Consider the following 21,874-nt stretch of genomic DNA (forward strand, 5'->3'; position numbering starts at 1 on the left):
CTTCCCCGGACGCCGGCTGTCGAACTCAAACCGAGGCAGGGTAACGCCGCAGCAGCAGCGAACCGTTGGTGCCTCCAAAACCGAACGAGTTGCTCAAGGCATACTCCAGGCTTGTGTCGCGGGCGGCGCCCGGCACCAGGTCCAGGCCCGTGCAATCCGGATCTGGGTGATCGAGATTGATGGTCGGCGGGACGACCTGTTCGTCGAGCGCAAGCAGGCTGAAAATGGCCTCAACGCCCCCGGCCGCGCCCAGCAGATGGCCGGTCATGGATTTGGTCGAGCTCATCATCAGCTGCCCGGCGTGATCGCCGAACAGGCGCTTGACCGCTTCGCATTCGGCGCGGTCTCCGACCTGGGTCGAAGTCCCGTGGGCATTGATGTAGTCGACCTGGTCGGGATTCACGCCGGCATCGGCCAGCGCATTGGCCATGCAGCGTGCAGCCCCCTCCCCGCCGTCCGGTGGCGAGGTGATGTGATGGGCATCGCCACTCATGCCGAAACCGATCACCTCGCCGTAGATTCGCGCGCCGCGCCGGCGCGCCCGCTCGAGTTCCTCCAGTACCAGTACCCCGGCGCCATTGCTGAGCACAAAGCCGTCGCGCTCGCGATCCCAGGGACGGCTGGCCCGCTCCGGATCCTCGTTGCGCGTGGACAAGGCGCGGGCCGCGGTAAAGCCGCCGTAGGCCGTCGGTGTCGTGCCGTACTCGGCGCCCCCGGCGATCATGACGTCGGCGTCCCCGTAGGCGATCATTCGCGCCGCCTCACCGATATTGTGGGTCGCGGTCGTACACGCGGTCACGATGCTGATGTTGGGACCCTGGAAACCGTAGCGGATGGAGATATTGCCGGCGATCATGTTGATGATGCATCCGGGCACGAAAAACGGTGAAATCTTGCGCGGCCCGCCGTCGAGGAAGCTCTGGTAGGTCTGCTCGATCGTTGCAATACCGCCGATCCCGGAGCCGATCGCCAGTCCGTAGCGATCCGGACGGTCAGGATGCTCTTCCAGCCCGGCATCCTCGATCGCCTGGATCGCGGCGGCCATGCCGTAGTGGATGAAACGATCGGATTTACGCGCTTCCTTCGGGCTCAGGTAGCGCTCCACTTCAAAGTCGCGCACTTCGCCGGCGATGCGCGCCGGAAACCGCTCGGCATCGAAAGCCGTCAGGGATGTGATGCCGCTGCGGCCGGCCTTGATGGCCGACCAGGCTGACTCGATGTCGTTACCGACCGGCGAGACGCAGCCCAGGCCGGTGACCACGATCCGGCGATCACCGCGCATGCCGGGCGCGCCCGAAAACTCGCTCGCTCACCGATCTCATCAGCAACTCCAGCCGAGGCCAGGCTATTTATCGACGTTGTTGGCGATGTAGTCGATCGCCTGCTGGACGCTGGTGATTTTTTCGGCCTCTTCGTCTGGAATTTCGCACTCGAATTCTTCTTCAAGCGCCATCACCAGCTCGACGGTGTCGAGCGAGTCCGCACCCAGGTCATCCACGAACGAAGCGCTGGGCGTCACCTCTTCTTCCTTGACGCCGAGCTGTTCGATGACGATTTTCTTGACCCGATCTTCAATACTGCTCATGTTGATAGTCCTCTAGAATCACTCAACCACAACGCTGGCCGGCACCGGGGTGTCGATCAGCGTCACTATTGCAGGATCCCGCTACCCCGAAAGGCAACGCTTTGATCCGGTGTTGCTTGCTTTTATCAATAGACCCGCTCATTGCTCGCCGGGTCAGGTCATGTACATGCCGCCGTTGACGTGAACGGTCTGGCCTGTGATGTATCCACTGTCCGGACCGGCCAGGAATGAAACGCAAGCGGCAACGTCTTCCGGGCGGCCCAGGTGACCGAGGGGAATTGTACCCTGTAGACGCTCGCGCTGCTCCGGAGTCAGCGCGCGCGTCATGTCGGTATCGATGAAACCGGGGGCAACGACATTGACCGTGATCCCGCGACTGCCGACCTCGTGGGCCAGGGCGCGCGAAAAACCGGCCAGTCCAGCCTTGGCGGCGGCGTAGTTGGTCTGGCCTGGATTGCCGGCGTAGCCGACCACCGATGAAATGCCGATAATGCGCCCGCGACGCGCCTTGAGCATGCCGCGCAGACTCGCCCGGCACATTCGCATTGCGCCCTTCAGATTGGCTTCGAGCACGGCATCCCAGTCCTCGTCCTTGAGCCGCATCAGCAGCTGATCGCGGGTAATCGCGGCATTGTTGACCAGCACTGTAACCGGACCGCATCGCTGGCCGATGGTTGCCAGCGCCTGGTCAATCGAGCCCGCGTCAGTCACATCCAGCACCAGGCCGCGCCCATCGCCCAGCTCGGCCGACACCGCCTCGGCCCCGGCCGGGCTGGTGGCCGTACCGAATACGGCGGCGCCGTCCTGGCGCAGCCTGCGGGCGACGGCCTGGCCGATACCACGGCTGGCACCGGTGACCAGCACCACCTCTTCGTGCATGCTCGTTGTCATTGCTTTCCTCCGTTTTCGGTGAATCTGGAGGCGAGTGCCGCGAGCGCACCGGAATCTTCCAGCGCCACCCACTCGACGCTGCGGTCGGTCCTTTTGCCGAGGCCGCAGAGAATCCGCCCCGGCCCGGCTTCGGCCACGACCGAGATACCCTCCTTGACCATGGCGTGCACCGTTGCCGTCCAGCGCACCGGCGCCGAGAGCTGATCAATCAGAGCCGAGCGGATACGCTCGGGCGTCGAGCGGGCGACCGCGTCGACGTTGTGCAGGACCGGGAACGCCGGCGTCCGGAACTCGATCTCGGCCAGAACCGCCGCCATCTGCTTGCTGGCCGGCGCCATCAGCGCGCAGTGCGAGGGTACGCTGACCGGTAGCTTCAGCGCTCGCCGGGCGCCGGCTTCAAGACAGGCGTGGGTCGCGCGCTCTACCGCGGCACTGTCTCCGGCCACGACCAATTGCCCGGGAGAGTTGTAATTGGCCGGCGAGACAACCTGGTCTTCAGCGACTTCGCGGCAGATCGCCTCGACCACGTCGTCGTCAAGACCCAGCACGGCCGCCATGGCCCCTCTGCCCGGGGGCGCGGCTTCCTGCATCAGGCGCGCCCGTTCGGCCACGACTCGGACGGCATCGTCAAACTGCATTGATCCGGCCGCGACCAGCGCCGAATATTCCCCCAGGCTGTGTCCGGCAGCCACCTGGGGGGCAATTCCGCCGGCCCGGCGCCAGCTGCGCCATGCGGCCACACCCCCGGCCAGCATCAGCGGCTGGGTCAACTCGGTGCTGTTGAGCGCTTCGGCCGGTCCTGCGCTGGCCAGCGCCCAGAGATCCTGTCCCAGAACCTCGCCGGCTTCGGCGAAAGTCTCCTCGATCACTCTATCGGAACGGTTCAGGTCGGCGAGCATGCCGACCGACTGCGACCCCTGCCCCGGAAAAACGATGGCCAGCCTAGACATCAGTAAACAATCAGCGCCGAGCCCCAGGTGAAGCCGCCGCCGAAGGCTTCCAGCAGCAGACGGTCTCCGCGACGCACGCGCCCGCTGCGCACCGCCTCGTCCAGCGCCAGCGGTACCGACGCCGCCGAGGTATTGCCGTGGCGGTCAACGGTCACGATCACCTGGTCCATGGCCATCTGCAGCTTTTTCGCCGTGGCCTTGATGATGCGCATATTGGCCTGGTGCGGAATCAGCCAGTCCAGATCGCTCTTGTCGAGCCGGTTGGCTTCCAGCGTTTCATCGACGATCCGTCCCAGGGTATTGACCGCGACCTTGAAAACCTCGTTGCCGCTCATGTGCACGCTGATGCCACCGCGCGGCTGGGGCAGGAACCCGCGCGAGACGCCAACGTCGACCTTGAGCAGATCGCGGTAGGCGCCGTTGGCGTGAATATGGGTGGAGAGAATGCCGGGCTCCTCGTCCGCCGCCAGTACCGCGGCGCCGGCACCGTCACCGAACAGGACGCAGGTCGAGCGATCGCTCCAGTCCAGCATTCGGGTCAGGGTCTCCGCCCCGACGACCAGGATGCGTTTGGCCGTGCCGGCGCGAATGTACTGGTCGGCCACAGACAGCCCGTACAGGAAACCGGAGCAGGCCGCGTTCAAGTCAAAGGCGCCGCATTCGCCCATGCCCAGACGGTACTGCAGCAGGCACGCGGTCGACGGGAAAACCACGTCCGGGGTGGTTGTGCCGACCAGCAGCAGATCGATATCGGTCGGCTGCAGGCCGGCAGCATCGAGCGCTGCGCGCGCCGCCTCCTCGGCCAAGTCGCAAGTTGTCTGGCCATCGGCCGCGATGCGGCGTTCCGAGATCCCCGTGCGGTCGCGAATCCACTGATCGGTGGTGTCGACGAAGGCTTCGAGGTCCTTGTTGGTCAGGACTTTTTCGGGCAGGTAGCTGCCGGTTCCAATGATGCGCGCGTACATTTTCAGATTCCCTCTTACGGGCGCTAATCGACGGCCCGGAACTGGCTCTCCATGGCCTGACTCAAGCCACCGCGAACTTCGCGGGCGGCCAGTCCGATGGCATGGGCCATGCCCGCTGTGCTGGCGCCGCCGTGGCTCTTGATCACCACGCCGCGAACTCCAAGCAGCGCAGCACCATTATGCCGCGCCGGGTCAAGGCTGTCACGAAGACGGCGCAGACGGGGACGGGCCAGCCAGCCGCACAGGCTGCCGCCAAGGTGGGCGCGCATCTCGTCGAACATCAGTCGGACCGCCCCTTCTGCGCTCTTGAGCAGGATATTGCCCGAGAAACCGTCGCAAACCACGAGGTCGACGCGGCCTGCAAACACCTGATCGGCCTCCACGAACCCGCCGTAGTTCAGGTCCCGATCGGCGTCGATCAGCCGTCCGGCTTCACGCACCAGGTCCGGACCTTTGCCGGGCTCGGTACCGACGTTGAGCAAACCGACGACGGGTTCCCGCTCGTTGAGCAGGCTGACCGTAATCCGACCAAGACGGGCAAATTCATGCAGGCGTCGGGCATCGACGTGCAGGTTGGCGCCCAGATCCAGCATCCAGCAGGTGCCGCGCACGGTCGGAAGCGCGCCCATTAGCGCCGGCCGGTCGACGCCCGGCCAGGTTCCCAGCAGATGCCGCGCCAGGACCATCAGGGCACCGGTGCTGCCGCCACTGACGACCGCATCGGCTTCACCCTCACCGATCCTGCGCAGGGCTTCGCCCATGCTGCTGTCGCGTCCACGGCGAAGCGCTTCGGCCGGTCCGGCATCGGCTGCCAGGCCGGTCTCAGCGTCGTGAATCTTCAGTCGAGCGCCCAGTGGCGCCGGCCACTCGTCGCGGACCGACCCGATTTCAGATCCCGGCCCGCAGGCCAGGATGGCAAGATCCGGGTCTGCGTCCAGCGCCTGCCGCGCGGCGGCCAGATTGAGCGCGACCAGCCCATCGCCCCCAAGAACATCCAGGGCGACAGTGATCTTTGAGCGGTTGTTCATGACCCCGGTGGGACGGCCCCGGGTCAGGACTCTTCTTCGTCCTCGATCTCGGGCGCGACGTCGATGACCTGGCGTCCGCGATAGAAACCCTCGGCCGACACGTGATGACGCCGGTGCGTTTCGCCGGTGCTGACCTCTTCGGACAGCGTTGGCGACTGAAGACCATCGTGCGACCGGCGCATGCCGCGACGGGCTGGGGACTTGCGGTTCTTCTGAACGGCCATGTGCTTTGTAACTCCTGTACAGTCAAATCCTAATCGCGCTTGCGGGACAACGCCGCCAGTACCGCGAACGGCCGATGGCTTTCAGCCTCTTTCGCCGCCTGCGTCCCGACCGGTTCCGAGTCGGGCGCCTTTGGCACCAGCGGCAAAGCCAGCAGCACTTCTTCGGCCACCAGGTCAGCGACGCTTAACCGCGGCTCCGAGATCAGCAGCGGCTCGTAATCTTCCGGCAGTCGGTCAACTTCGGTCTCCGAGGCGACAATGGCCACCACCGACTCGCTGTCTATCCACTGCCCAAACGGTCGCAGCGAGCGCTGGCAGACCATCGGCACCTCGCCGCTCACGTGAACCCGCACCCGAACCTCGCGCTGGTCATCCAGATCGAAGCTCAGCTCGAAGTCGATCTCGGCCTCACCCGGATCGTCAATCAGCCCGCGAACGGGACGCAGATCCGAAAGCCGGATCGAGCCTGAAAACTCTCGCCTCGCCTGCGCGGCCTTGAACGGATCCAGCCAGTCCGGGTAGTCTCGCGACATAAGCCGGCCATTGTATCATCGGAAATGTCTGGTCCACAATATGGGCTGACTTGTCTTTGCAATGCTGACCATGGCTTCTTCGCCCCGCCTGCTTCTCGCTTCGTCCTCGCCGTATCGACGCGCCCTGCTCGACCGCCTGCAGCTGGAATTCTCCACCCTGGCGCCGGAGGTTGACGAATCCCCTCTTGCCGGCGAAACGCCGGCTGCTCTGGCCCTGCGCCTCGCCCGCCTGAAGGCGGAAACCGTGGCGGATGCGGTGCCAGGTGCGGTGGTCATCGGCTCCGACCAGGTCGTCGAATGCCAAGGCCGGGCTCTTGGCAAACCGGGTACCGCCGAGCGAGCCGAGCGCCAGCTGGCGGAGCTTCAGGGCCAGACCATACTGTTCCACAGCGCGCTTTGCGTGACCGACGGCCAGGCACTTTACGTTGAGAGCGTGCCAACCACGGTCCGGATGCGCCGCCTGGATGGCGAGCAGATCCATCGCTATGTCCGGCTGGAACAGCCGCTGGACTGTGCCGGCGCGTTCAAGAGCGAAGCCCTGGGCATCAGCCTGATCGAGTCTCTGGAAAGCGATGATCCGACGGCGCTGGTCGGGCTTCCGCTGATCGCCACGATCCGCCTGCTGGGACGCTTCGGGATCCATCTGCCGTAATCGGCGCTGCGGCCTTCTCCGGCCGGTGGGCGGCCCTGAAAATGCTACACTTCCGACCATACGTAGCTGAATGGGAAGCATCCGAGCATGTCCTCGAAAGCCCGCGACAAAGGTCAGGACAGTGGCCACGACAATCGTCACGACAATCGCCACGACAATCGTTCCTGCAAACACTGGCAGATCGAGCATGATCTCGATGATATCGCCTGGTTGACCCTTGATCACGGCGATGAAAAGGTCAACAGCCTCGGTACCGAGGTGCTCGCCGAGCTTGATGTGCTGATCGGCGAGCTCGAAAAGACACCGCCTGCCGGCCTGGTCATGACCTCGGGCAAGCGCGGCAGCTTTATCGTTGGCGCCGACGTTCGCGAATTTGATGCCACCACGGATGTTGACGTGCTGGCATACAACGTGCGCAGGGTTCACGACCTTTTTGAGCGTATCGAGCAGCTCGATTTTCCAACCGTGGTCGCTTTCGAGGGGTACTGCCTGGGTGGCGGCCTCGAACTGGCGCTGTGCTTCGACTGGCGCATTGCCCTGGATGCCGATCACACCCGCATCGGCTTCCCCGAGGTCAATCTGGGGATCTACCCCGGGTTCGGGGGCTCCGGCCGTGCGATTTCGGCCATGGGCGGGCTCAAGGCCATGCAGATCATGCTCACCGGCCGCATGCTCAGAGCACGTGCAGCCCGCGGCATGGGACTGGTGGATCAAACCGTCGACATCCACGGTTCCCTGCGCTGGGCCGCCCGTAACGCCGTATTGCGAGGCAAGCGCCACAAGCGGCCCGGTCTTGTGGACCGGCTGACGACGATTGCTCCGGCGCGCAAGCTGCTGGCCGCGCAGATGCGCAAGCAGACCGCTGCCAAGGCAAAGCGCGACCACTATCCGGCGCCCTACGAGCTCATCGATGCCTTCGAGGCCGCGGGCAACGACCAGGCGGGCATGATCCGCCTGGAAGCGGAGAAGGTGCCGCGTCTCCTCGCTGGCGACACCTCGCGCAACCTGCGCCGGGTCTTCCGTCTCATGGAGCGACTCAAGGGACAGGGTCGTCGCTCGGATTTCAAGGCGCGCCGGGTTCATGTCATTGGGGCAGGCGTCATGGGCGGCGATATTGCGGCCTGGTGTGCCTCGCGCGGGCTGGAAGTCACGCTGCAGGACCGCGAGATGAAATATGTCGAGCCGGCGATCAAGCGCGCCGAGCGCCTGTTCCGCCGCAAGTTCAAAAAGCCCGAAGCCTTGGCCGCCGCGCGGCAACGCCTGGTCGCCGACGTCGATGGCCAGGCTGTACCCCGAGCCGACGTGATCATCGAGGCCATCTTCGAAAACCGGGACGCCAAGCGCGAGCTGTTCGCCGCCCTCAAAGGACGGGTCGCCGAGCACGCCATCATCGCCACCAACACCTCCGCCATTCCGCTGAACGAACTGGCCGATGTGCTCGACGACCCCAGTCGTCTGATCGGCCTGCATTTCTTCAATCCCGTGGCAAAGATGCCCTTGGTCGAAGTCGTGCATGACCCCCGGAGCGCGCCAGAACGGGTGGACGACGGCTGCAGTTTCGCCACCCAGATCGGCAAATACGCCCTGCCGGCAACTTCCACGCCCGGCTTCCTGGTCAACCGCGTGCTCGCCCCCTACATGCGAAACGCCATGAAAATGCATCGCGAGGGTATCCCGCGCGAAGCGCTGGACAAGGCGGCCGAGCAGTTCGGCATGCCGATGGGTCCGGTCGAACTCGCCGACACGGTGGGCCTGGACGTTGGCCTGGGCGTGATCGACACCTTGATGGGCGAAGAAGCCGGCGAAGATCGCAAGGTGCTCGAGGAGATGGTCAACGACGGCAAGCTGGGCAAGAAGTCAGGCGAAGGCTTTTATGTCTGGAAAAAGGACAAGCCCCAGCGCGATCCCAGCGCCCACGAAGGCTACGACTTGGACCACCTCGCCGAGCAACTCATGCGCCCCTACTTCGACGAATGCCGCGCCTGTCTGGGAGACCAGGTCGTCGAAGACGCCGATCTGCTCGATGCCGGGATGATTTTCGGCACCGGCTTCGCCCCGTTTCGCGGCGGTCCCATGCATTACCTGTCCAACCGCAGCGAGTCCGAGTCCCCGACAGATGATCAGTCCCGGACCGCCACCGAGGAGTCCGCCTGATGCCCGAGACCAGCCTGAGAAAGATCGTCATCGCCGGCGGAGTCCGCATTCCTTTCTGCCGTTCGAACACGCTTTACGCCGACCAGACCAACCAGGACATGCTGACCGCCGCCCTGCAGGGGGTGGTCGAACGATATGGCCTGGAAGGCAAGAAGCTCGACCAGGTCCTGGCCGGCGCGGTGACCACCCATTCGAAAGACTGGAACCTGGCTCGCGAGGCGGTCCTGTCGACGACGCTTTCGCCACTGACACCCGCGGTGACGCTGCAACAGGCCTGCGGGACCAGCCTGCAGGCCGCCCTGCTGGCGGGCAGTCAGATTGCCACCGGCCAGATCGAATGCGCCCTCGTGGCCGGCACCGATACGACCAGCGATGCGCCGGTGGTTCTCCAGCGCCGCTTCGCTCAGCGCCTGATCCGTCTGTCCAAGGCTCGCACCCTCAGCCAGAAGCTCAAGGTTTTCAAGGGATTCAGGCTCTCGGAGCTTACCCCCCAGCCCCCGCGCAACGCCGAGCCAAGGACCGGGCTGTCGATGGGTCAGCACTGCGAGCGCATGGCCCGCGAATGGCAGATCGAGCGCGGCGAGCAGGATGAACTGACGGTGGAAAGCCATCGCAAGGCCGCCGCCGCCTGGGAGACGGGTTTTTTCGACGATCTGGTGATTCCGCATGACGGGGTGGTGCGCGACAACATCATTCGCCCCGACACCAGCGTCGACAAGCTGTCCGCGCTCAAGCCGGCCTTTGATCGCAAGCAGGGCACCCTCACCGCCGGCAACAGCACCACGCTGTCAGACGGAGCGGCCGCCGTGCTCATCTGCTCCGAGGACTGGGCCCGGGCCAATGACCTGCCCATCCGGGCCTATCTGAGCGCCGGTCGCGCCGCAGCGGTGGATTTTGTTGACAGCGACGAAGGCCTGCTGATGGCCCCGACGGTCGCGGTGGCCGAAATGCTTAGTGCCGCTGGCCTGGGCCTGGACGATTTCGACTTCTACGAGATCCACGAAGCCTTCTCCGCCCAGGTGCTGTGCACTCTCAGGGCCTGGGAGTCGGAGCGCTACTGCCGCGATCGCCTCGGCCTGAACGGGGCGCTGGGCAGTATCGACCGCTCACGCATGAACGTCCGCGGCGGTTCGGTGGCGATCGGACACCCCTTTGCCGCGACCGGGGCGCGCATCCTCTCGACCCTGACTGCCATTCTCGAGCAGGCGGGATCCGGACGCGGTCTGATCTCGGTCTGCACGGCCGGCGGCATGGGCGTGGCCGCGATCGTCGAGCGTCCGGTCGAACGACCGGGCGCAGGCGCTGCCCGGGCCACCGGCTCTGCCGAGGCATCACCTCCAGCAGGTTCTAAGAAAAAAGCCGCAAGCAAACGAAAGAAAAAGAAAAAAACCTCCAGCCAACGATCCGTGCGCAAGGAAACGAGTGCCCAGACCAAGGCGGAACATCAGGCGGCAGACGAGCCAGTCGACAAACCGGACTGATCCCTCAGATCAGCCGGACCCCGATCGGCGCAAGGACTTCCGCAGCGGGTCAGCCAGCGACAGCGCGATCGCCATGCCAAGGCCCTGCAGGATCAGACTCAAGCCGCTGGCCTGGGCCACCAGAACGCCCGGCGGCGCAAGCAGGGCCATGGTGACCGTCGGATGGCGGATCATCGCCCCGGCGATCACCGTCAGGGCCGCGCTGAACGTCCAGACTGCTACCTGAAGCAGCACGTTCGACACCAACCCGGCCGACCCGTCTCCCGGCAATACCCAGCGGTGTTGCCCAACCGAAATCCAGGCAATGGCCAGGCCCAGAACCAGTAGCGCCGGCGCACTGCGGACGACGGCATCGATGACGATCGTCGCGATCTCGGCGACGCCAAGCTGACGCCGAAGCACCATCGAATCCAGCGCGACCCAGGCCAGAACCAGCGCCGCCACCGGGATCGGATTCAACCCGGGTGCGTAGAACAGGCCGACCAGTATCGCCGGCGGTACGAGGACGCGTAGCGCAGAGCCGGAGACTCCCGGCAGGTTCCGCCGGCCCGGCGATGACAGCAGCTTGACCGCCAGCGCGATCGCAACAACGGGCAGGGCCGCCCGCAGCAACTCCGCATGGTTGGGTGCTGTCACCGGCACGAGGGCGGCGGCGGCCACAGCAAAGACCAGCAGCGTCAATCCCGGCGCGATCACACCCGCCAACAGCACCGCTAACGGGCTTCGGGCGTCGCCACGCTGGAGCAATGCCGCCACCGCAGGGTCTCGCTGAACCATCAAACCGGCCGCAACAAGCAAAGGCAAAGCGGCCAGCTCGGGAAACTCGGCCAGGCGATGGAACTCCAGCATGAGCACCGCGCTGTCCAGACCGGCCTGCCGAAAAGCCCACAGCGCGCCGAATGCCGCCACCGCGAACAGGGGCAGCCCGATCAGAGCCAGCGCGAGGATGAGGACGGCCAACGGGACTTATCCTGTCGCTGACCTGGGCCATCCGCTCTTGAGGACAGCGCCCGCGGCCTGGGCCAGAAACCGTGCCGTCATCACCGCGAAACCAACCGGAACGGCAATCAGCGCAGCCCAGGACGGCACCCCGGCCTGACTGCTCGACCCCAGCGAAATGTCCAGCACCAGGAACTTCCAGCCCGCCCAGGCCAGCCCCAGACAGGCCAGAGCACAAAGCATCGAAACGCCGACCTGAATCACCTCCTGCCGCCCTCCGGCTCGCCGGACCCCCGCCAGCCTGACGGCGGGGTGTTCACCCCGGGCGGTCATGCGCGCACATCCCGCCATCACCAGCCAGGTCACAACGACGCCGATCAGGCCGCGGACGGTGCCCGGCGCGAAATGCCCGGTGGCATCGGCCACCAGCAGGCCCAGGCCGAGAACGACAAGAGCGCCGAACAGACAGACAATCAGGCCGGTTTCGAGCCAGGACAGGACCAGATCCAGCTCGCGCAAGGAGCGGGCAAGGCCCGTCGCGGAAAAACTCATCGGGTCACCGAATGGTCACGGCGCCCGTACCACGAGACCGGCGGCCTCGGCCGTATTCTGAAGCAGTGTCGCTACGGTCATCGGTCCGACGCCGCCCGGTACCGGCGTGATCCAGGCCGCACGCGCGGCACAGGCCGGATGATCGAGATCTCCGTGGATACGCCCCTCGCGATTGCGGCTGATGCCGATATCGATGAGCACCGCGCCCCGACGAACCCATTGTGCCTCGACTACGCCGGGTTTGCCGACGGCCACGCAGAGGATGTCCGCACTGTTCACGTGGCCCTCGAGGTCGCGGGTAAACCGATGGGCGACGGTGACCGTCGCGCCGGCAAGCAGCATTTCGAGCGCCAGCGGACGGCCGACGATATTGGAAGCGCCGACAACGACCACGTGCCGGCCCTTGGGGTCGATGTCATAGGCGCTCAGCAGGCTCATGACGCCTCGCGGCGTACACGGCCGCAGCGCCGGATCGCGCTGCGCCAGTCGGCCGATGTTGTAGGGATGGAACCCGTCCACATCCTTGTCGGGACTGATCCGCGCGGTCACCGCCTTTTCGTCCAGGTGCCCGGGAAGCGGCAACTGAACGAGAATCCCGTCGATCTCCGGATCTTCGTTGAGTGAGTCGATCAGCGCCAGCAACTCGCCGCGCCCGACGCCGTGCTGAAGCCGATGGCAGCGGGACAGGACACCGGCGCGTTCACAGGCCTTGATCTTGTTGCCGACGTAGACCTCCGAGGCGGCGTCATCGCCAACCAGAACCACGGCGAGGCCGGGTCGACGGCCACCGCGGTCGACGTGGACGGCCACCGCGTCGCGGACATGCCCGATCAGACGGTCGGCGACCGCGCGCCCGTCGAGCAGACTGGCTTGAACATCACTCATGATGGTCCACATTGTAGCGGCAAGGCGGTAGGATGAAGGCAGTCCAACGGGAGGTCCTGTTCGTGAATCTGTACGAATACTCGTTCGCCGCGCTGGAAGGTGGTTCGCTGTCGCTCGAACGCTACCGCAATCAGCCCATCATGATCGTCAATACCGCCTCGGAATGCGGTTTCACCCCGCAGTACGCGTCGCTGCAGCGAATGTATCTTGACTATCGGCAGTCCGGACTGGTGGTTCTCGGGATTCCCTGCAATGACTTCGGCGAACAGGAGCCCGGCACCGAGGAAGAGATTTCGCGTCTGGTGCGCGAAGAATACGGCGTCACCTTTCCGATGACGGCAAAGTACTCGATCATTGGCCCGCGCACCCATCCGCTGTTTCGCGACATGGTCGAGCAGCTCGGCCCCGACATCCTGCCGCGCTGGAACTTTCACAAGTACCTGTTCAACCGGCGCGGACAGCTTGTGGAACACTGGCCCTCGGCAACCCAACCGGACGATCCGGGGCTGCTGCACGAGGTCGCGCGCAACCTCCAGTCCTGGTCGCTCTAGCCGCGGCGCCTGTTCTTGCGGGTAAAGCTGCGCAGCCGCTTGCGCTTTTGCAACTGCCTGGGCGTCAGCGTGTTGCGGCGTCCGGCATACGGGTTGTCGGAATCCTTGAGCACCAGCTCCACCGCGACCCCCGTCAGGTCAAAGGCGCGCCGGAATGCATTGATCAGATAACGCCGGTACTGGGTGGGTAACTGGGCCGTGCGATTGCCGTGGATGACGACGCGCGTGGGGAACAGGCCGCCGGCGTGGGCGTAGCGCAGCTTGGCGCTACCCCCCTTGCCGCCGGGCGGTGGATGCGCTTCGACCGCCGCACGCAATGCGCGGGTCAGCGCCGGCGTCGGCAAGTCGGTGCTCGCGCGCCGGTGGACATGAACCACTGCCCCGGTCAGCTCGCCGAGACCGCTGCCGTGCAGCGCTGACAGGGTGACGACCGGCGCATGACGGGCAAACTGCAGCCGTTCACCGACCTCGATGAGAACAGTCTTGCGCTGGCTTTCGCCCAAGCCATCCCACTTGTTCAGCGCCAGCACCAGTCCTCTGCCGGCCTCGACCACGTGCCCGGCCAGGCGCGCATCCTGGTCGGTAATGCCTTCGGTCGAGTCCATCATCAGCACCACCACGCCCGCGCGCTCCATGGCCTGCATCGCCTTGATCGTGCTGAAACGCTCGATGCCCTCATGACTGCCCGGTCGCCGCCGCATTCCGGCGGTGTCGACCAGGTGGAATTTCTGCCCATCGCGCTCGACGCGGGCGTGAATCGGATCGCGGGTGGTGCCCGCCACCGGCGTGGCCAACGCCCGCTCCTCGCCCAGAAAACGGTTCAACAGCGTGGATTTGCCGGTATTCGGGCGTCCGATCAAGGCCAGATGGATGCCCTCGACCGGCGCCGCTTCCGCCTCTTCGGCTGCCTTCGGCAACCCGCCGGAGATGACGCCGGACAGGTGATCAAGACCGCGCCGGTGGCTGGCCGATATCAGGCAATAGGGGTGAATCCCGAGGGTCAGGCTTTCGGCGAGCACGGCATCCTCGTCCAGCCCATCGATCTTGTTGACCGCATGCACAAGCGGTTTGTCCAGGGTGCGAAGCCAGGCAGCAATCTCGGCATCGGCCGGCACGACGCCGGCCCTGGCATCGGTGAGCAGGACAACCAGGTCGGCCTCAGCCACCGCCAGTCGCGTCTGGCGTTCGCGCCCTGTCCCGACGTCATCGCCGGCCGCCTCCAGGCCGCCGGTGTCGATCAGCAAGACGGGGCGCGCCTGCAGCTCCGCCCGACCATAGATTCGATCGCGGGTCACGCCCGGAAGATCCGCGACCAGCGCATTGCGGGTCCGGGTCAGGCCGTTGAAAAGCGTCGATTTACCGACGTTTGGCCGGCCCACGATCGCTACCACGGGCAAGCCGTCGGTGCTCATGATCGCGGACTCAGCCGTCCATCCGCCAGGCGGTCAGGTCACCGTCAACATCCAGCACATACAGCGTGTTGCCTATCACCAGCGGAGCGGTTGCCGGCGCCTTGCGGCCGATGCGGCTGCGCGCGGCAAACTCGCCCTGATCGGCATCGTAGAAGTGCAGATAGCCTGCCTGGTCAGCGGTCACGACGAAATTCCCGAAAAATACCGGGCGGGTAATCTGACGGCGACTCAGGCGATCATCGCGCCATAGCGTGGCGCCATTGCGGCGATCCACCAGCCAGACGGCGTCGTCGCGATCAGCCACGGCAAGCCGGGTGCGCTGCAGGCTCACCCCCTGGTGCGAGGACAGGTCCTTGCTCCAGAGCACCCGCCCCGAATCCAGCGCCAGGCCGGCCAATTGGCCCTTGTAGGTCACCACATACAGCTCCGAACCGACGATGGCCATTGGTCCGTCGATATCCGATAGCTGCTCCAGTTCGGTTCGGCCCTCCGGGACGCTCACGCGCTGCTCCCAAAGCAGACTGCCGTCGGTCGCCCGCAGTGCACTGACGGCGCCGTCTTCGTAACCGATGAAGACCTGACCTGCCCGACCGAGCGGATCGCTGTTGCCGCGCAGGGTCAGCAGGGGTACGCTGCGATCGTGAACCCAGGTGCGAGCACCGGTCTGGCGATCGATCCCGAAGACCCGACCGTCGATACAACGCACCACGATCACGCCATCCTGGACGATGGGCATGGACAGCACTTCGGAAGACAGACGCGCACGCCACAGAATGGAGCCGTCGGAGCGATCCATGGCGACCAGTTCGCCGTCGAAAGTACCCCAGTAGGCTCGATCTTCCTCCAGCCGGGGCCCGGCAGAAATCGGCAGGTCGGTTTCGAAGCGCGCCACGGAGCGTCCGGAATCGGCGTCCACGACGCTGACCTGGCCACGGTGATCGGCGACCCAGATTTCCTGCCGATCGTACACCGGTCGCAGAGCAGGCCGGCTGTCGTCGATCCCCCGACCGACATCGGCGGACCAGAGTCGGCGCGGCTCGGCGGTGGGCGCAAAATCCACCAGTTCCGCCGGACCCTCGTCGGCCTCGCTACTGTCGAACCAGCCACCAATGGTCTGGCAGCCCGCCAGAACGAAAGCCAGACCGACCAGAAGAGCCATTCGAATCGCAAAAATCACGAGCTCTCCCCGCCTGCGCCGGGGCCGGTGGCGTCGAGCTTCATCTGCAGCAGGCGCTGGCTGCCAGCCTGGCTCCCGAGTTCTGAAAGTGCATCCTGGTAGGCCAACCTGGCTTGTTCTACCTGACCGACGGCCAGCAGCAGGTCACCCCGCAGTTCGTTCCAGGACGCCTCGTAACCCGGTGCAGGGGTGTCGGACAGGGCGTCCAGCGCGGCCCGCGCATCACCCTGGGACTCGAGTACACGAGCCAGGCGCAGCCGCGTGACCGGCCACAGCATTTCCATGCGCCGATTGTCCAGCACCTCGCGGTACAGGCGCGCAGCGGGCTCAAGCCGGCCTTCCTCGACGTGCGCTGAAGCCATCGCCATGGCGGCCAGGCCGGCATATCCGCTGGATCCGGCCTGTTGCTGCAGGCTCTCCAAATGTTCTTGGGCCCGATCGGTCTGACCGGCCTCGATTTCGTTCTGGATCCGGTTGAAGTAGTCGGCAGCCAGCGCGTTCTGGGCGCTTTGATGCTCCTGCCAGTAGCGAAACCCGAAGATACCGCCGAAGGCCAGCACCAGGCCCATCACGATCGCCGCACCGTATTCCCGGATCCAGTTTCGGACGCGCTCGCCCTGCTCGTGTTCGTCGTAAAGTTCAACAGCCATCTTTCATCTTCCGCTCGTTGGATCCGGTTTCTTCAATCAGGCCGGACATGATAATTCAGTCGGCACTCAGGCCGGGCAGCAGTTGCCGGATGCGTTCAGCCAGCACCTGGCGAGCCAGCGTCTCCTGCGGGGCATCACCACGCAGATCCTTGATCTGGCAGAGACCGGCCGCGACTTCGCTTTCTCCCAGTACCAGCGCATACTGTGCGCCGCTGCGGTCGGCGCGCTTGAACTGGGCCTTGAAGCTGCCGCCGCCCAGGTTACAAGCCAGACGAAGGCCCGGCAATTGATCCCGAAGTTCTTCGGCCAGGCGTAATCCTTCGATCGACGGCGCCTGGCACACAAGATAGACCTGGGGTGCCTGGCTGCGTTCCCTGCCCTGATGCGCCAGCAGTTCAACCAGGCGCTCCACGCCCAGCGCGAACCCGATGCCTGGCGCGGGCTTGCCGCCCTGCACCGCGACCAGATCGTCGTAGCGCCCGCCGGCACAGACGGTGCCCTGCGCACCAAGGTCGTCTGTGATCCACTCGAAAACCGTGCGGCAGTAGTAATCCAGGCCGCGCACCAGACCGGGGTTGATGCGGTACGCGATCCCCAGCCCCTCGAGCATTTTGCAGACCTCCTTGAAGTGAGCTCGTGCTTCGGCCCCCAGGCTGTCGGCCAGCCCCGGAGCCTCGGTCATGATGGCCCGGGTCTGCGGATGCTTGCTGTCGAAGATTCGCAGCGGGTTGGTGTGGAGACGGCGCTGGCTGTCACCATCGAGTTCGTCGACACGGGGACTGAGATAGTCGATCAGTTTGGCCCGGTAGCGCTGGCGATCTTCGCGATCACCCAGGGTGTTGATTTCCAGGCGGATGCCGCGTTCCAGGCCGAGACGCTTCCAGATGCGTTCGCCCAGCGCGATCAGCTCGACGTCGATATCCGGCCCCGACAAGCCGAACACTTCCGCGCCGAATTGATGGAACTGGCGCTGCCGTCCCCGCTGGGGTCGCTCGTGGCGAAACATCGGTCCGCGATACCAGACTTTCAGCCCCGGGCTCGCCAGCAGACCATGCTGTATGGCCGCGCGAACAACGCCGGCCGTACCTTCCGGTCGCAGGCTTAGGGTGTCCCCGTTCCGGTCGGGGAAGGCATACATTTCCTTTTCGACCACATCGGTGGCCTGGCCGATGGCGCGGGTGAAGAGTTCGGCCTTCTCCACCAGCGGTATCCGGATTTCGCGGAAATCATAGGCGTCGAACAGCTCGGCCAGCTGCTGCTCCAGCCAGCGCCAGGTCGGAGTGGCGGCCGGCAGGATGTCATGCATGCCGCGAATGGACTGAATGTTGTTCATTGCTTCCCGAAAGAGTCAGATCTGCCGACGCGCCCCCGTGCAAATGGGGCGACGGGTTGGATTGAAATTGTCAGTGGCCCGCTTAGCGGCGAATTCCGCCGTCGGCCAGCAGGTCAAAACTGGCGACATCGGCGCGATCCTGGCCGTCGAACTCGACCGGCTTGCCGTCGAGCTCCAGGGCGATGGCACTGGCGCGCCCCAGCAGCAGTCGAAACGGCGGATCAGCTTCGAAACGACGGCGATCGCCGCTGCGCAGCAGATCGTACTCCAGGCGCTGCCCGTCACCCGCGTACACTTCCAGCCAGCTGTCTTCGAGCACCTCGATGACCAGCACCGAACCGGCCGGCTCTGGCTCGGATTCGACCGAGGCGGCTGCGGCATCGGGCTTGGTCAGCGCCGCTGCCGGATCCCGCAGCGGGCGAATCGACGCCAGAGGCAGTGCCGAAGCGGCCACCGTCGCACTTTCATTCGTCTGATCGGTCTCCCCCTGATCCGGGGCGTCGTCCAGCGATAGCGCCCGGGCAACGCGATCGGCGATGCGCTGCTCGGACGTTCCAGTAGATTCGGCGGCAACCTGCTCCGAAATGACCGGTTCCCGCTCGATAAAACGTGACCCGCCCTGGATATAAATCAAGACAAGAGGTGGAATAATTAGAGTAGTAACAATAAGGTAGGTAGAAAACTTAAGAATTCGATCGAACTTTGGTGGACGCTTGCGCCCGGGCATCACCGGTTGCAGGGCGGCGGGCTCAACCCCTTCGATCAGGGCCAGCAGAGGTTCGGGGTCCAGGCCCAGGTACTGGGCGTAGTTGCGGACGTAGCCGCGTCGGTAAATGGGTGCCAGCTGATCCAGTTCACCTTGCTCGATGCGCTCCAGTGTGACAACGGAAAGCTTCAGGTCCCGCGCCGCCGCCTCCAGTCTGACGCGACGCTTGAGCCGTTGCTGGCGAATCTGGATGCCGATCTCTTCTTCGGCGCGACCCACGGCCAGCCGAAGCTGATCCGGCTCTGAAGAATCAGTGCTGGTTGAAATATCGTTATCAGTCATTTTCCTGCCTCAGGCCGCGCAGTTCCCGAACTTCCGCGGAGTCGGGAAATTGCTGCTCCAGGCGCGCGGCGTATTGTTCAGCCTGGCCAGGATTGTTCAGTGTTTCTTCAATTCGATAGCCGAGCATCAAGGTCGCCGCATCGGCCGCGGCCACGCTCTCGAAGCGCTGGAGAAATGCGCGGGCGCGGAAAGCTTCACCGCGCTCCAGCTGCAGCGCGGCAAGCTGAAACAGGGCGTCGGCGTAGTTCGGATCGATCTCAAGGGCCTGGCGCAGATAGGTCTCGGCCTGCTCAAGCTGGCCCGCCCGGCGGGCACAGGCCCCGGCATTGCCGTACGCCAGTTCCGGCGTTGCGTAGAAAGGATCCTCCATCGCCCGCTGGAAGTGGCGATTGGCTTCCCGGAATTCGCCCCGGCGACACAGGTGCACCGCGTAGGCGTTCTGGGTGGAACCATCGATCGGCGCAAGCCGCGAGGCTTCGCGATAGTACCGTCCAGCCTGGCGGGTATCGCCAAGCTGCTCGTAGATCAGGGCCAGGGTCAGGTAGGCCGGCGTGTGCGCATCGTCGTGCTCCAGCGCCGTTTGCAGCTTTTCTATGGCCAGCTGCAGCTCGTCACGCTCGAGATAACCAATGCCCAGCCGGGTATTGACCTCGGCCGCACGAACCGGACTGACCCGATCCATGCCGTCGCGCACATTCGTCGACGAAGACGGCGTCGTCGCGCAGCTGACGACAAGCCCCAGCAAGCCCACCAGCAGCGGCAATCTGAGAAGGCGACATTTCATGCCGGTAACGCCTGCCGGGCCAGCTGTTCCTGAACCAGGCGACGGCGCTCGCTGGGCGCCAGCAGCTTTCCGACCAGCTGGCCGCAGGCAGCGTCAATATCGTCACCGCGCGTCTTGCGGACGGTGGTGACGATGCCGGCCGCGCGGGTCACTTTCTGGAACTCGTAAATCGCGTCAGGTGAAGACGGCAAGAAGGGCGTGCCGGGGAACGGGTTGAACGGGATCAGATTGAGCTTGCAAGGCAAACCGTTGAGGAGGCGAACCAGGCCCCGAGCCTCGCGACGGCTGTCGTTAACGCCCGCCATCATGGTGTACTCGAAAGTGATCGAACGCCGGTGGTGGACCCGCACAAAACGCTGACAGGCCGCCATCAGCTCGGCCAGGGGATATTTCCGATTCAGCGGCACCAGGCGGGTACGAAGCTCATCGTCGGGCGCATGCAGCGATACGGCCAGGGCGAACTCATCGCCCTGGGCCAGATCGTCGATGCCGGGCACCACCCCGGCGGTGGAAATCGTCACTCGCCGCGACGCCAGGCCATAGGCCAGATCATCGCGCAGCAGCGAAAGCGCCGGTCGAACCGCGCCCAGATTGAGCAGCGGCTCGCCCATCCCCATGAAAACCACGTTGGTTACCCTGCGCTCGCCGAGGCGGGGATCAGCCAGGGCATTGACCGCAAACCACACCTGGCCAATGATTTCGGCTGCCGACAGGTTACGCTTGAACCCCTGGGTCGCGGTTGAACAGAACGTGCAGTTGAGCATGCAACCGACCTGGGAAGAAATGCACAAGGTCCCGCGATCGGCTTCGGGAATGAACACCGTCTCGACGGCGCTGCCGCCGCTTTCGCTGAGCAGCCACTTGACGGTCCCGTCACTCGAGACCTGTTCCCGAATGGCGCGCGGCGGGCAGATCTCGGCGACGGCAGAAAGACGATCGCGCAGGGCGCGCGACAGATCGGTCATCAGCGCAAAATCGGTCACGCCGCGCTGGTGAATCCACTGCAGCAGCTGGCGGGCGCGAAAGGGTTTTTCGCCAAAGTCGGCGAAAAACCGTTCCAAAGACGGCCGGTCCAGCCCGATGAGATTGGTTTTCAAATCCGCCGAGGTCGGCATCTGCGCAGAAAACCCCTGAAAATCACCGAGAGTATATCTCATCAGCGCCGAAAAAGAAGGCGATCTCCTGCTTCGCCGTCTCCGGCGCATCCGATCCGTGCACGGCGTTGGCGTCAATACTGGAAGCAAATTCCGCGCGGATCGTTCCCGGTGCCGCCTGGCGGGGATCGGTCGCTCCCATCAGTTCCCGGTTGCGCGTGATCGCGTCCTGACCCTCAAGCACCTGGATCATGACCGGACCCGAGGTCATGAACTCGACCAGGTCAGCGAAAAATGGGCGCTCGCGGTGCACGCTGTAGAAGCCTTCCGCCTCTTCGCGGCTCAGGTGCTTCATCCGCGCGGCAACGATTTTCAGCCCTGCATGCTCGAAACGGGAATAGATTTCGCCTATGACGTTCTTGGCCACGGCGTCGGGTTTAATAATGGAAAGCGTACGTTCCATGACTTCTCCTTAGCAAATCGGATCGCGGGGTTGGCAAAACCAGGCATTGTACCGCAGCCCCGCACGGTTCAACGACGGAGCGTGCCGCGCGATGGACAGAGAAGTCGCCGTCCGCCTCGTCCGGGCGGAGCAGTGCTCAGGTCCGGGGATGCAGCATATGGGCCAGCTCGGTATCCACCTGTTCGGCGTCCCCGAGATTAAGCGCCAGCAAACGCCGCAGATGGGTCATGCCTTCGACATCGATTTCCACCCAGCGGGCGCCCACCCGATTCTCCGAAGAAAACGCAACCTCCAGCGCCATGCTCATGGCCACATCCGGCGCCAGGCTGACCTCCAGCTGCGCCGACTGGCCCGGCCGGGGCCCCTGCCCTTCCGGCAACCCGCGCAGCAGCACGCCCTTGAGCGAGAGGTTCTCCACCTCGACTGCAAGGGGCTCGTGACCACCCCAGCTCAACATCGCCGGGCATTCGTAGGTCACGCGCTGGAACTGTCTTCGGTCTTCGCTCATGCTGAGCTCCTGATC

The 21,874-nt window shown here is 64.9% G+C and carries 24 protein-coding genes; 4 read left to right on the forward strand and 20 right to left on the reverse strand.

The genetic code is table 11. From position 1 onward, the window contains the following. Positions 1-25: 25 nt before the first annotated feature. The 8 genes from fabF to G3I74_RS03660 all read right to left on the reverse strand — a co-directional run bounded on the left by fabF (position 26) and on the right by G3I74_RS03660 (position 6,176). Complete coding sequence (gene fabF, locus G3I74_RS03625; protein WP_164210198.1) at positions 26-1,282, reverse strand: beta-ketoacyl-ACP synthase II; 1,257 nt, start codon at positions 1,280-1,282, stop codon at positions 26-28. 63 nt (positions 1,283-1,345) lie between these two features. Beyond that, the gene (gene acpP, locus G3I74_RS03630; protein WP_164210199.1) at positions 1,346-1,585 is read right to left on the reverse strand and encodes an acyl carrier protein; all 240 of its coding nucleotides are present in this window, start codon (positions 1,583-1,585) and stop codon (positions 1,346-1,348) included. Between the two features lie 153 nt (positions 1,586-1,738). After that, positions 1,739-2,476 carry a 3-oxoacyl-ACP reductase FabG gene (fabG, locus tag G3I74_RS03635; RefSeq protein ID WP_164210200.1) on the reverse strand — a complete coding sequence of 246 codons (738 nt, stop codon included), beginning with the start codon at positions 2,474-2,476 and terminating at the stop codon, positions 1,739-1,741. After that, positions 2,473-3,426 (reverse strand): ACP S-malonyltransferase, encoded by a 954-nt coding sequence (fabD, locus tag G3I74_RS03640; RefSeq protein ID WP_164210201.1) that lies wholly within the window; start codon positions 3,424-3,426, stop codon positions 2,473-2,475. The genes fabG and fabD overlap by 4 nt, the downstream gene beginning before the upstream one ends. After that, positions 3,426-4,391, reverse strand: coding sequence for a beta-ketoacyl-ACP synthase III (locus tag G3I74_RS03645; protein ID WP_164210202.1), 966 nt, complete (start codon positions 4,389-4,391; stop codon positions 3,426-3,428). Before G3I74_RS03645 ends, fabD begins: the two co-directional genes overlap by 1 nt. A 23-nt stretch (positions 4,392-4,414) precedes the next feature. After that, positions 4,415-5,419, reverse strand: coding sequence for a phosphate acyltransferase PlsX (gene plsX / locus G3I74_RS03650; protein WP_164210203.1), 1,005 nt, complete (start codon positions 5,417-5,419; stop codon positions 4,415-4,417). Positions 5,420-5,442: 23 nt separating this feature from the next. Then, a complete protein-coding gene (gene rpmF, locus G3I74_RS03655) occupies positions 5,443-5,643 on the reverse strand; it encodes a 50S ribosomal protein L32 (RefSeq protein ID WP_164210204.1) in 201 nt (66 codons plus the stop codon). A gap of 29 nt (positions 5,644-5,672) precedes the next feature. Continuing rightward, positions 5,673-6,176, reverse strand: a complete 504-nt coding sequence (locus G3I74_RS03660) for a YceD family protein (protein WP_164210205.1) — start codon at positions 6,174-6,176, stop codon at positions 5,673-5,675. A 70-nt stretch (positions 6,177-6,246) separates the two neighbouring features. On the opposite strand from G3I74_RS03660, the gene G3I74_RS03665 reads away from it, so the two are divergent. From G3I74_RS03665 to G3I74_RS03675, 3 genes are all read left to right on the forward strand, one after another. After that, the gene (locus G3I74_RS03665) at positions 6,247-6,828 is read left to right on the forward strand and encodes a Maf family protein (protein WP_164210206.1); all 582 of its coding nucleotides are present in this window, start codon (positions 6,247-6,249) and stop codon (positions 6,826-6,828) included. Positions 6,829-6,915: 87 nt separating this feature from the next. Continuing rightward, positions 6,916-8,982, forward strand: a complete 2,067-nt coding sequence (locus tag G3I74_RS03670; RefSeq protein WP_164210207.1) for a 3-hydroxyacyl-CoA dehydrogenase NAD-binding domain-containing protein — start codon at positions 6,916-6,918, stop codon at positions 8,980-8,982. After that, positions 8,982-10,463: an acetyl-CoA C-acetyltransferase gene (locus G3I74_RS03675; RefSeq protein ID WP_203594491.1), complete on the forward strand. Its 1,482-nt coding sequence runs from the start codon at positions 8,982-8,984 to the stop codon at positions 10,461-10,463. The genes G3I74_RS03670 and G3I74_RS03675 overlap by 1 nt, the downstream gene beginning before the upstream one ends. A 9-nt stretch (positions 10,464-10,472) precedes the next feature. Here the strand turns inward: G3I74_RS03675 and G3I74_RS03680 are convergent, their stop codons facing one another. Genes G3I74_RS03680 through folD form a run of 3 tightly spaced genes read right to left on the reverse strand, consistent with a single transcriptional unit; the run spans position 10,473 to position 12,839 of the window. After that, complete coding sequence (locus tag G3I74_RS03680; RefSeq protein WP_164210208.1) at positions 10,473-11,423, reverse strand: hypothetical protein; 951 nt, start codon at positions 11,421-11,423, stop codon at positions 10,473-10,475. Between the two features lie 6 nt (positions 11,424-11,429). Beyond that, a complete protein-coding gene (locus G3I74_RS03685; protein WP_164210209.1) occupies positions 11,430-11,954 on the reverse strand; it encodes a TRAP transporter small permease in 525 nt (174 codons plus the stop codon). Between the two features lie 15 nt (positions 11,955-11,969). Beyond that, a complete protein-coding gene (folD, locus tag G3I74_RS03690; RefSeq protein WP_164210210.1) occupies positions 11,970-12,839 on the reverse strand; it encodes a bifunctional methylenetetrahydrofolate dehydrogenase/methenyltetrahydrofolate cyclohydrolase FolD in 870 nt (289 codons plus the stop codon). Between the two features lie 62 nt (positions 12,840-12,901). Here folD and G3I74_RS03695 point away from each other — a divergent pair, with 62 nt between their 5' ends. Then, a complete protein-coding gene (locus G3I74_RS03695) occupies positions 12,902-13,390 on the forward strand; it encodes a glutathione peroxidase (RefSeq protein ID WP_203594492.1) in 489 nt (162 codons plus the stop codon). On the opposite strand, the gene der is transcribed toward G3I74_RS03695, so the two are convergent. From der to G3I74_RS03740, 9 genes are all read right to left on the reverse strand, one after another. Continuing rightward, complete coding sequence (gene der / locus G3I74_RS03700) at positions 13,387-14,802, reverse strand: ribosome biogenesis GTPase Der (RefSeq protein ID WP_164210212.1); 1,416 nt, start codon at positions 14,800-14,802, stop codon at positions 13,387-13,389. The two genes, G3I74_RS03695 and der, sit on opposite strands and share 4 nt — an antisense overlap. A gap of 10 nt (positions 14,803-14,812) precedes the next feature. Next, positions 14,813-15,979 carry an outer membrane protein assembly factor BamB gene (bamB, locus tag G3I74_RS03705; protein ID WP_164210213.1) on the reverse strand — a complete coding sequence of 389 codons (1,167 nt, stop codon included), beginning with the start codon at positions 15,977-15,979 and terminating at the stop codon, positions 14,813-14,815. Next, positions 15,976-16,629, reverse strand: a complete 654-nt coding sequence (locus tag G3I74_RS03710) for a YfgM family protein (RefSeq protein WP_164210214.1) — start codon at positions 16,627-16,629, stop codon at positions 15,976-15,978. Before G3I74_RS03710 ends, bamB begins: the two co-directional genes overlap by 4 nt. Positions 16,630-16,684: 55 nt before the next feature. Continuing rightward, positions 16,685-17,962, reverse strand: a complete 1,278-nt coding sequence (gene hisS / locus G3I74_RS03715; RefSeq protein ID WP_164210215.1) for a histidine--tRNA ligase — start codon at positions 17,960-17,962, stop codon at positions 16,685-16,687. A gap of 82 nt (positions 17,963-18,044) precedes the next feature. Further along, entirely contained in the window at positions 18,045-19,010 is a 966-nt protein-coding gene (locus tag G3I74_RS03720; protein ID WP_164210216.1) for a helix-turn-helix domain-containing protein, read from the reverse strand. After that, positions 19,003-19,794, reverse strand: a complete 792-nt coding sequence (gene pilW, locus G3I74_RS03725; RefSeq protein ID WP_164210217.1) for a type IV pilus biogenesis/stability protein PilW — start codon at positions 19,792-19,794, stop codon at positions 19,003-19,005. Before pilW ends, G3I74_RS03720 begins: the two co-directional genes overlap by 8 nt. Continuing rightward, on the reverse strand, positions 19,791-20,909 hold the full coding sequence (gene rlmN, locus G3I74_RS03730) for a dual-specificity RNA methyltransferase RlmN (RefSeq protein ID WP_164210218.1): 1,119 nt from the start codon (positions 20,907-20,909) through the stop codon (positions 19,791-19,793). Before rlmN ends, pilW begins: the two co-directional genes overlap by 4 nt. Before the next feature lie 22 nt (positions 20,910-20,931). After that, positions 20,932-21,351, reverse strand: a complete 420-nt coding sequence (ndk, locus tag G3I74_RS03735) for a nucleoside-diphosphate kinase (RefSeq protein ID WP_164210219.1) — start codon at positions 21,349-21,351, stop codon at positions 20,932-20,934. Between the two features lie 136 nt (positions 21,352-21,487). Further along, complete coding sequence (locus G3I74_RS03740) at positions 21,488-21,859, reverse strand: PilZ domain-containing protein (protein ID WP_164210220.1); 372 nt, start codon at positions 21,857-21,859, stop codon at positions 21,488-21,490. Positions 21,860-21,874: the final 15 nt, after the last annotated feature.

Origin of the sequence: Wenzhouxiangella limi, assembly GCF_010499265.1 — a bacterium.
GTDB classification, from domain to species: domain Bacteria; phylum Pseudomonadota; class Gammaproteobacteria; order Xanthomonadales; family Wenzhouxiangellaceae; genus Wenzhouxiangella; species Wenzhouxiangella limi.

Excerpts from the sequence above, each read along its gene's own strand:
- rpmF (WP_164210204.1), bottom strand. The coding sequence starts at position 5,643 with ATGGCCGTTCAGAAGAACCGCAAGTCCCCAGCCCGTCGCGGCATGCGC.
- G3I74_RS03645 (WP_164210202.1), bottom strand. The coding sequence starts at position 4,391 with ATGTACGCGCGCATCATTGGAACCGGCAGCTACCTGCCCGAAAAAGTC.
- hisS (WP_164210215.1), bottom strand. The coding sequence starts at position 17,962 with ATGAACAACATTCAGTCCATTCGCGGCATGCATGACATCCTGCCGGCC.
- fabF (WP_164210198.1), bottom strand. The coding sequence starts at position 1,282 with ATGCGCGGTGATCGCCGGATCGTGGTCACCGGCCTGGGCTGCGTCTCG.
- G3I74_RS03740 (WP_164210220.1), bottom strand. The coding sequence starts at position 21,859 with ATGAGCGAAGACCGAAGACAGTTCCAGCGCGTGACCTACGAATGCCCG.
- G3I74_RS03660 (WP_164210205.1), bottom strand. The coding sequence starts at position 6,176 with ATGTCGCGAGACTACCCGGACTGGCTGGATCCGTTCAAGGCCGCGCAG.
- G3I74_RS03670 (WP_164210207.1), top strand. The coding sequence starts at position 6,916 with ATGTCCTCGAAAGCCCGCGACAAAGGTCAGGACAGTGGCCACGACAAT.
- rlmN (WP_164210218.1), bottom strand. The coding sequence starts at position 20,909 with ATGCCGACCTCGGCGGATTTGAAAACCAATCTCATCGGGCTGGACCGG.
- G3I74_RS03665 (WP_164210206.1), top strand. The coding sequence starts at position 6,247 with ATGGCTTCTTCGCCCCGCCTGCTTCTCGCTTCGTCCTCGCCGTATCGA.
- fabG (WP_164210200.1), bottom strand. The coding sequence starts at position 2,476 with ATGACAACGAGCATGCACGAAGAGGTGGTGCTGGTCACCGGTGCCAGC.
- der (WP_164210212.1), bottom strand. The coding sequence starts at position 14,802 with ATGAGCACCGACGGCTTGCCCGTGGTAGCGATCGTGGGCCGGCCAAAC.
- folD (WP_164210210.1), bottom strand. The coding sequence starts at position 12,839 with ATGAGTGATGTTCAAGCCAGTCTGCTCGACGGGCGCGCGGTCGCCGAC.
- ndk (WP_164210219.1), bottom strand. The coding sequence starts at position 21,351 with ATGGAACGTACGCTTTCCATTATTAAACCCGACGCCGTGGCCAAGAAC.
- plsX (WP_164210203.1), bottom strand. The coding sequence starts at position 5,419 with ATGAACAACCGCTCAAAGATCACTGTCGCCCTGGATGTTCTTGGGGGC.
- pilW (WP_164210217.1), bottom strand. The coding sequence starts at position 19,794 with ATGAAATGTCGCCTTCTCAGATTGCCGCTGCTGGTGGGCTTGCTGGGG.
- G3I74_RS03710 (WP_164210214.1), bottom strand. The coding sequence starts at position 16,629 with ATGGCTGTTGAACTTTACGACGAACACGAGCAGGGCGAGCGCGTCCGA.
- G3I74_RS03685 (WP_164210209.1), bottom strand. The coding sequence starts at position 11,954 with ATGAGTTTTTCCGCGACGGGCCTTGCCCGCTCCTTGCGCGAGCTGGAT.
- G3I74_RS03675 (WP_203594491.1), top strand. The coding sequence starts at position 8,982 with ATGCCCGAGACCAGCCTGAGAAAGATCGTCATCGCCGGCGGAGTCCGC.
- acpP (WP_164210199.1), bottom strand. The coding sequence starts at position 1,585 with ATGAGCAGTATTGAAGATCGGGTCAAGAAAATCGTCATCGAACAGCTC.
- G3I74_RS03720 (WP_164210216.1), bottom strand. The coding sequence starts at position 19,010 with ATGACTGATAACGATATTTCAACCAGCACTGATTCTTCAGAGCCGGAT.
- fabD (WP_164210201.1), bottom strand. The coding sequence starts at position 3,426 with ATGTCTAGGCTGGCCATCGTTTTTCCGGGGCAGGGGTCGCAGTCGGTC.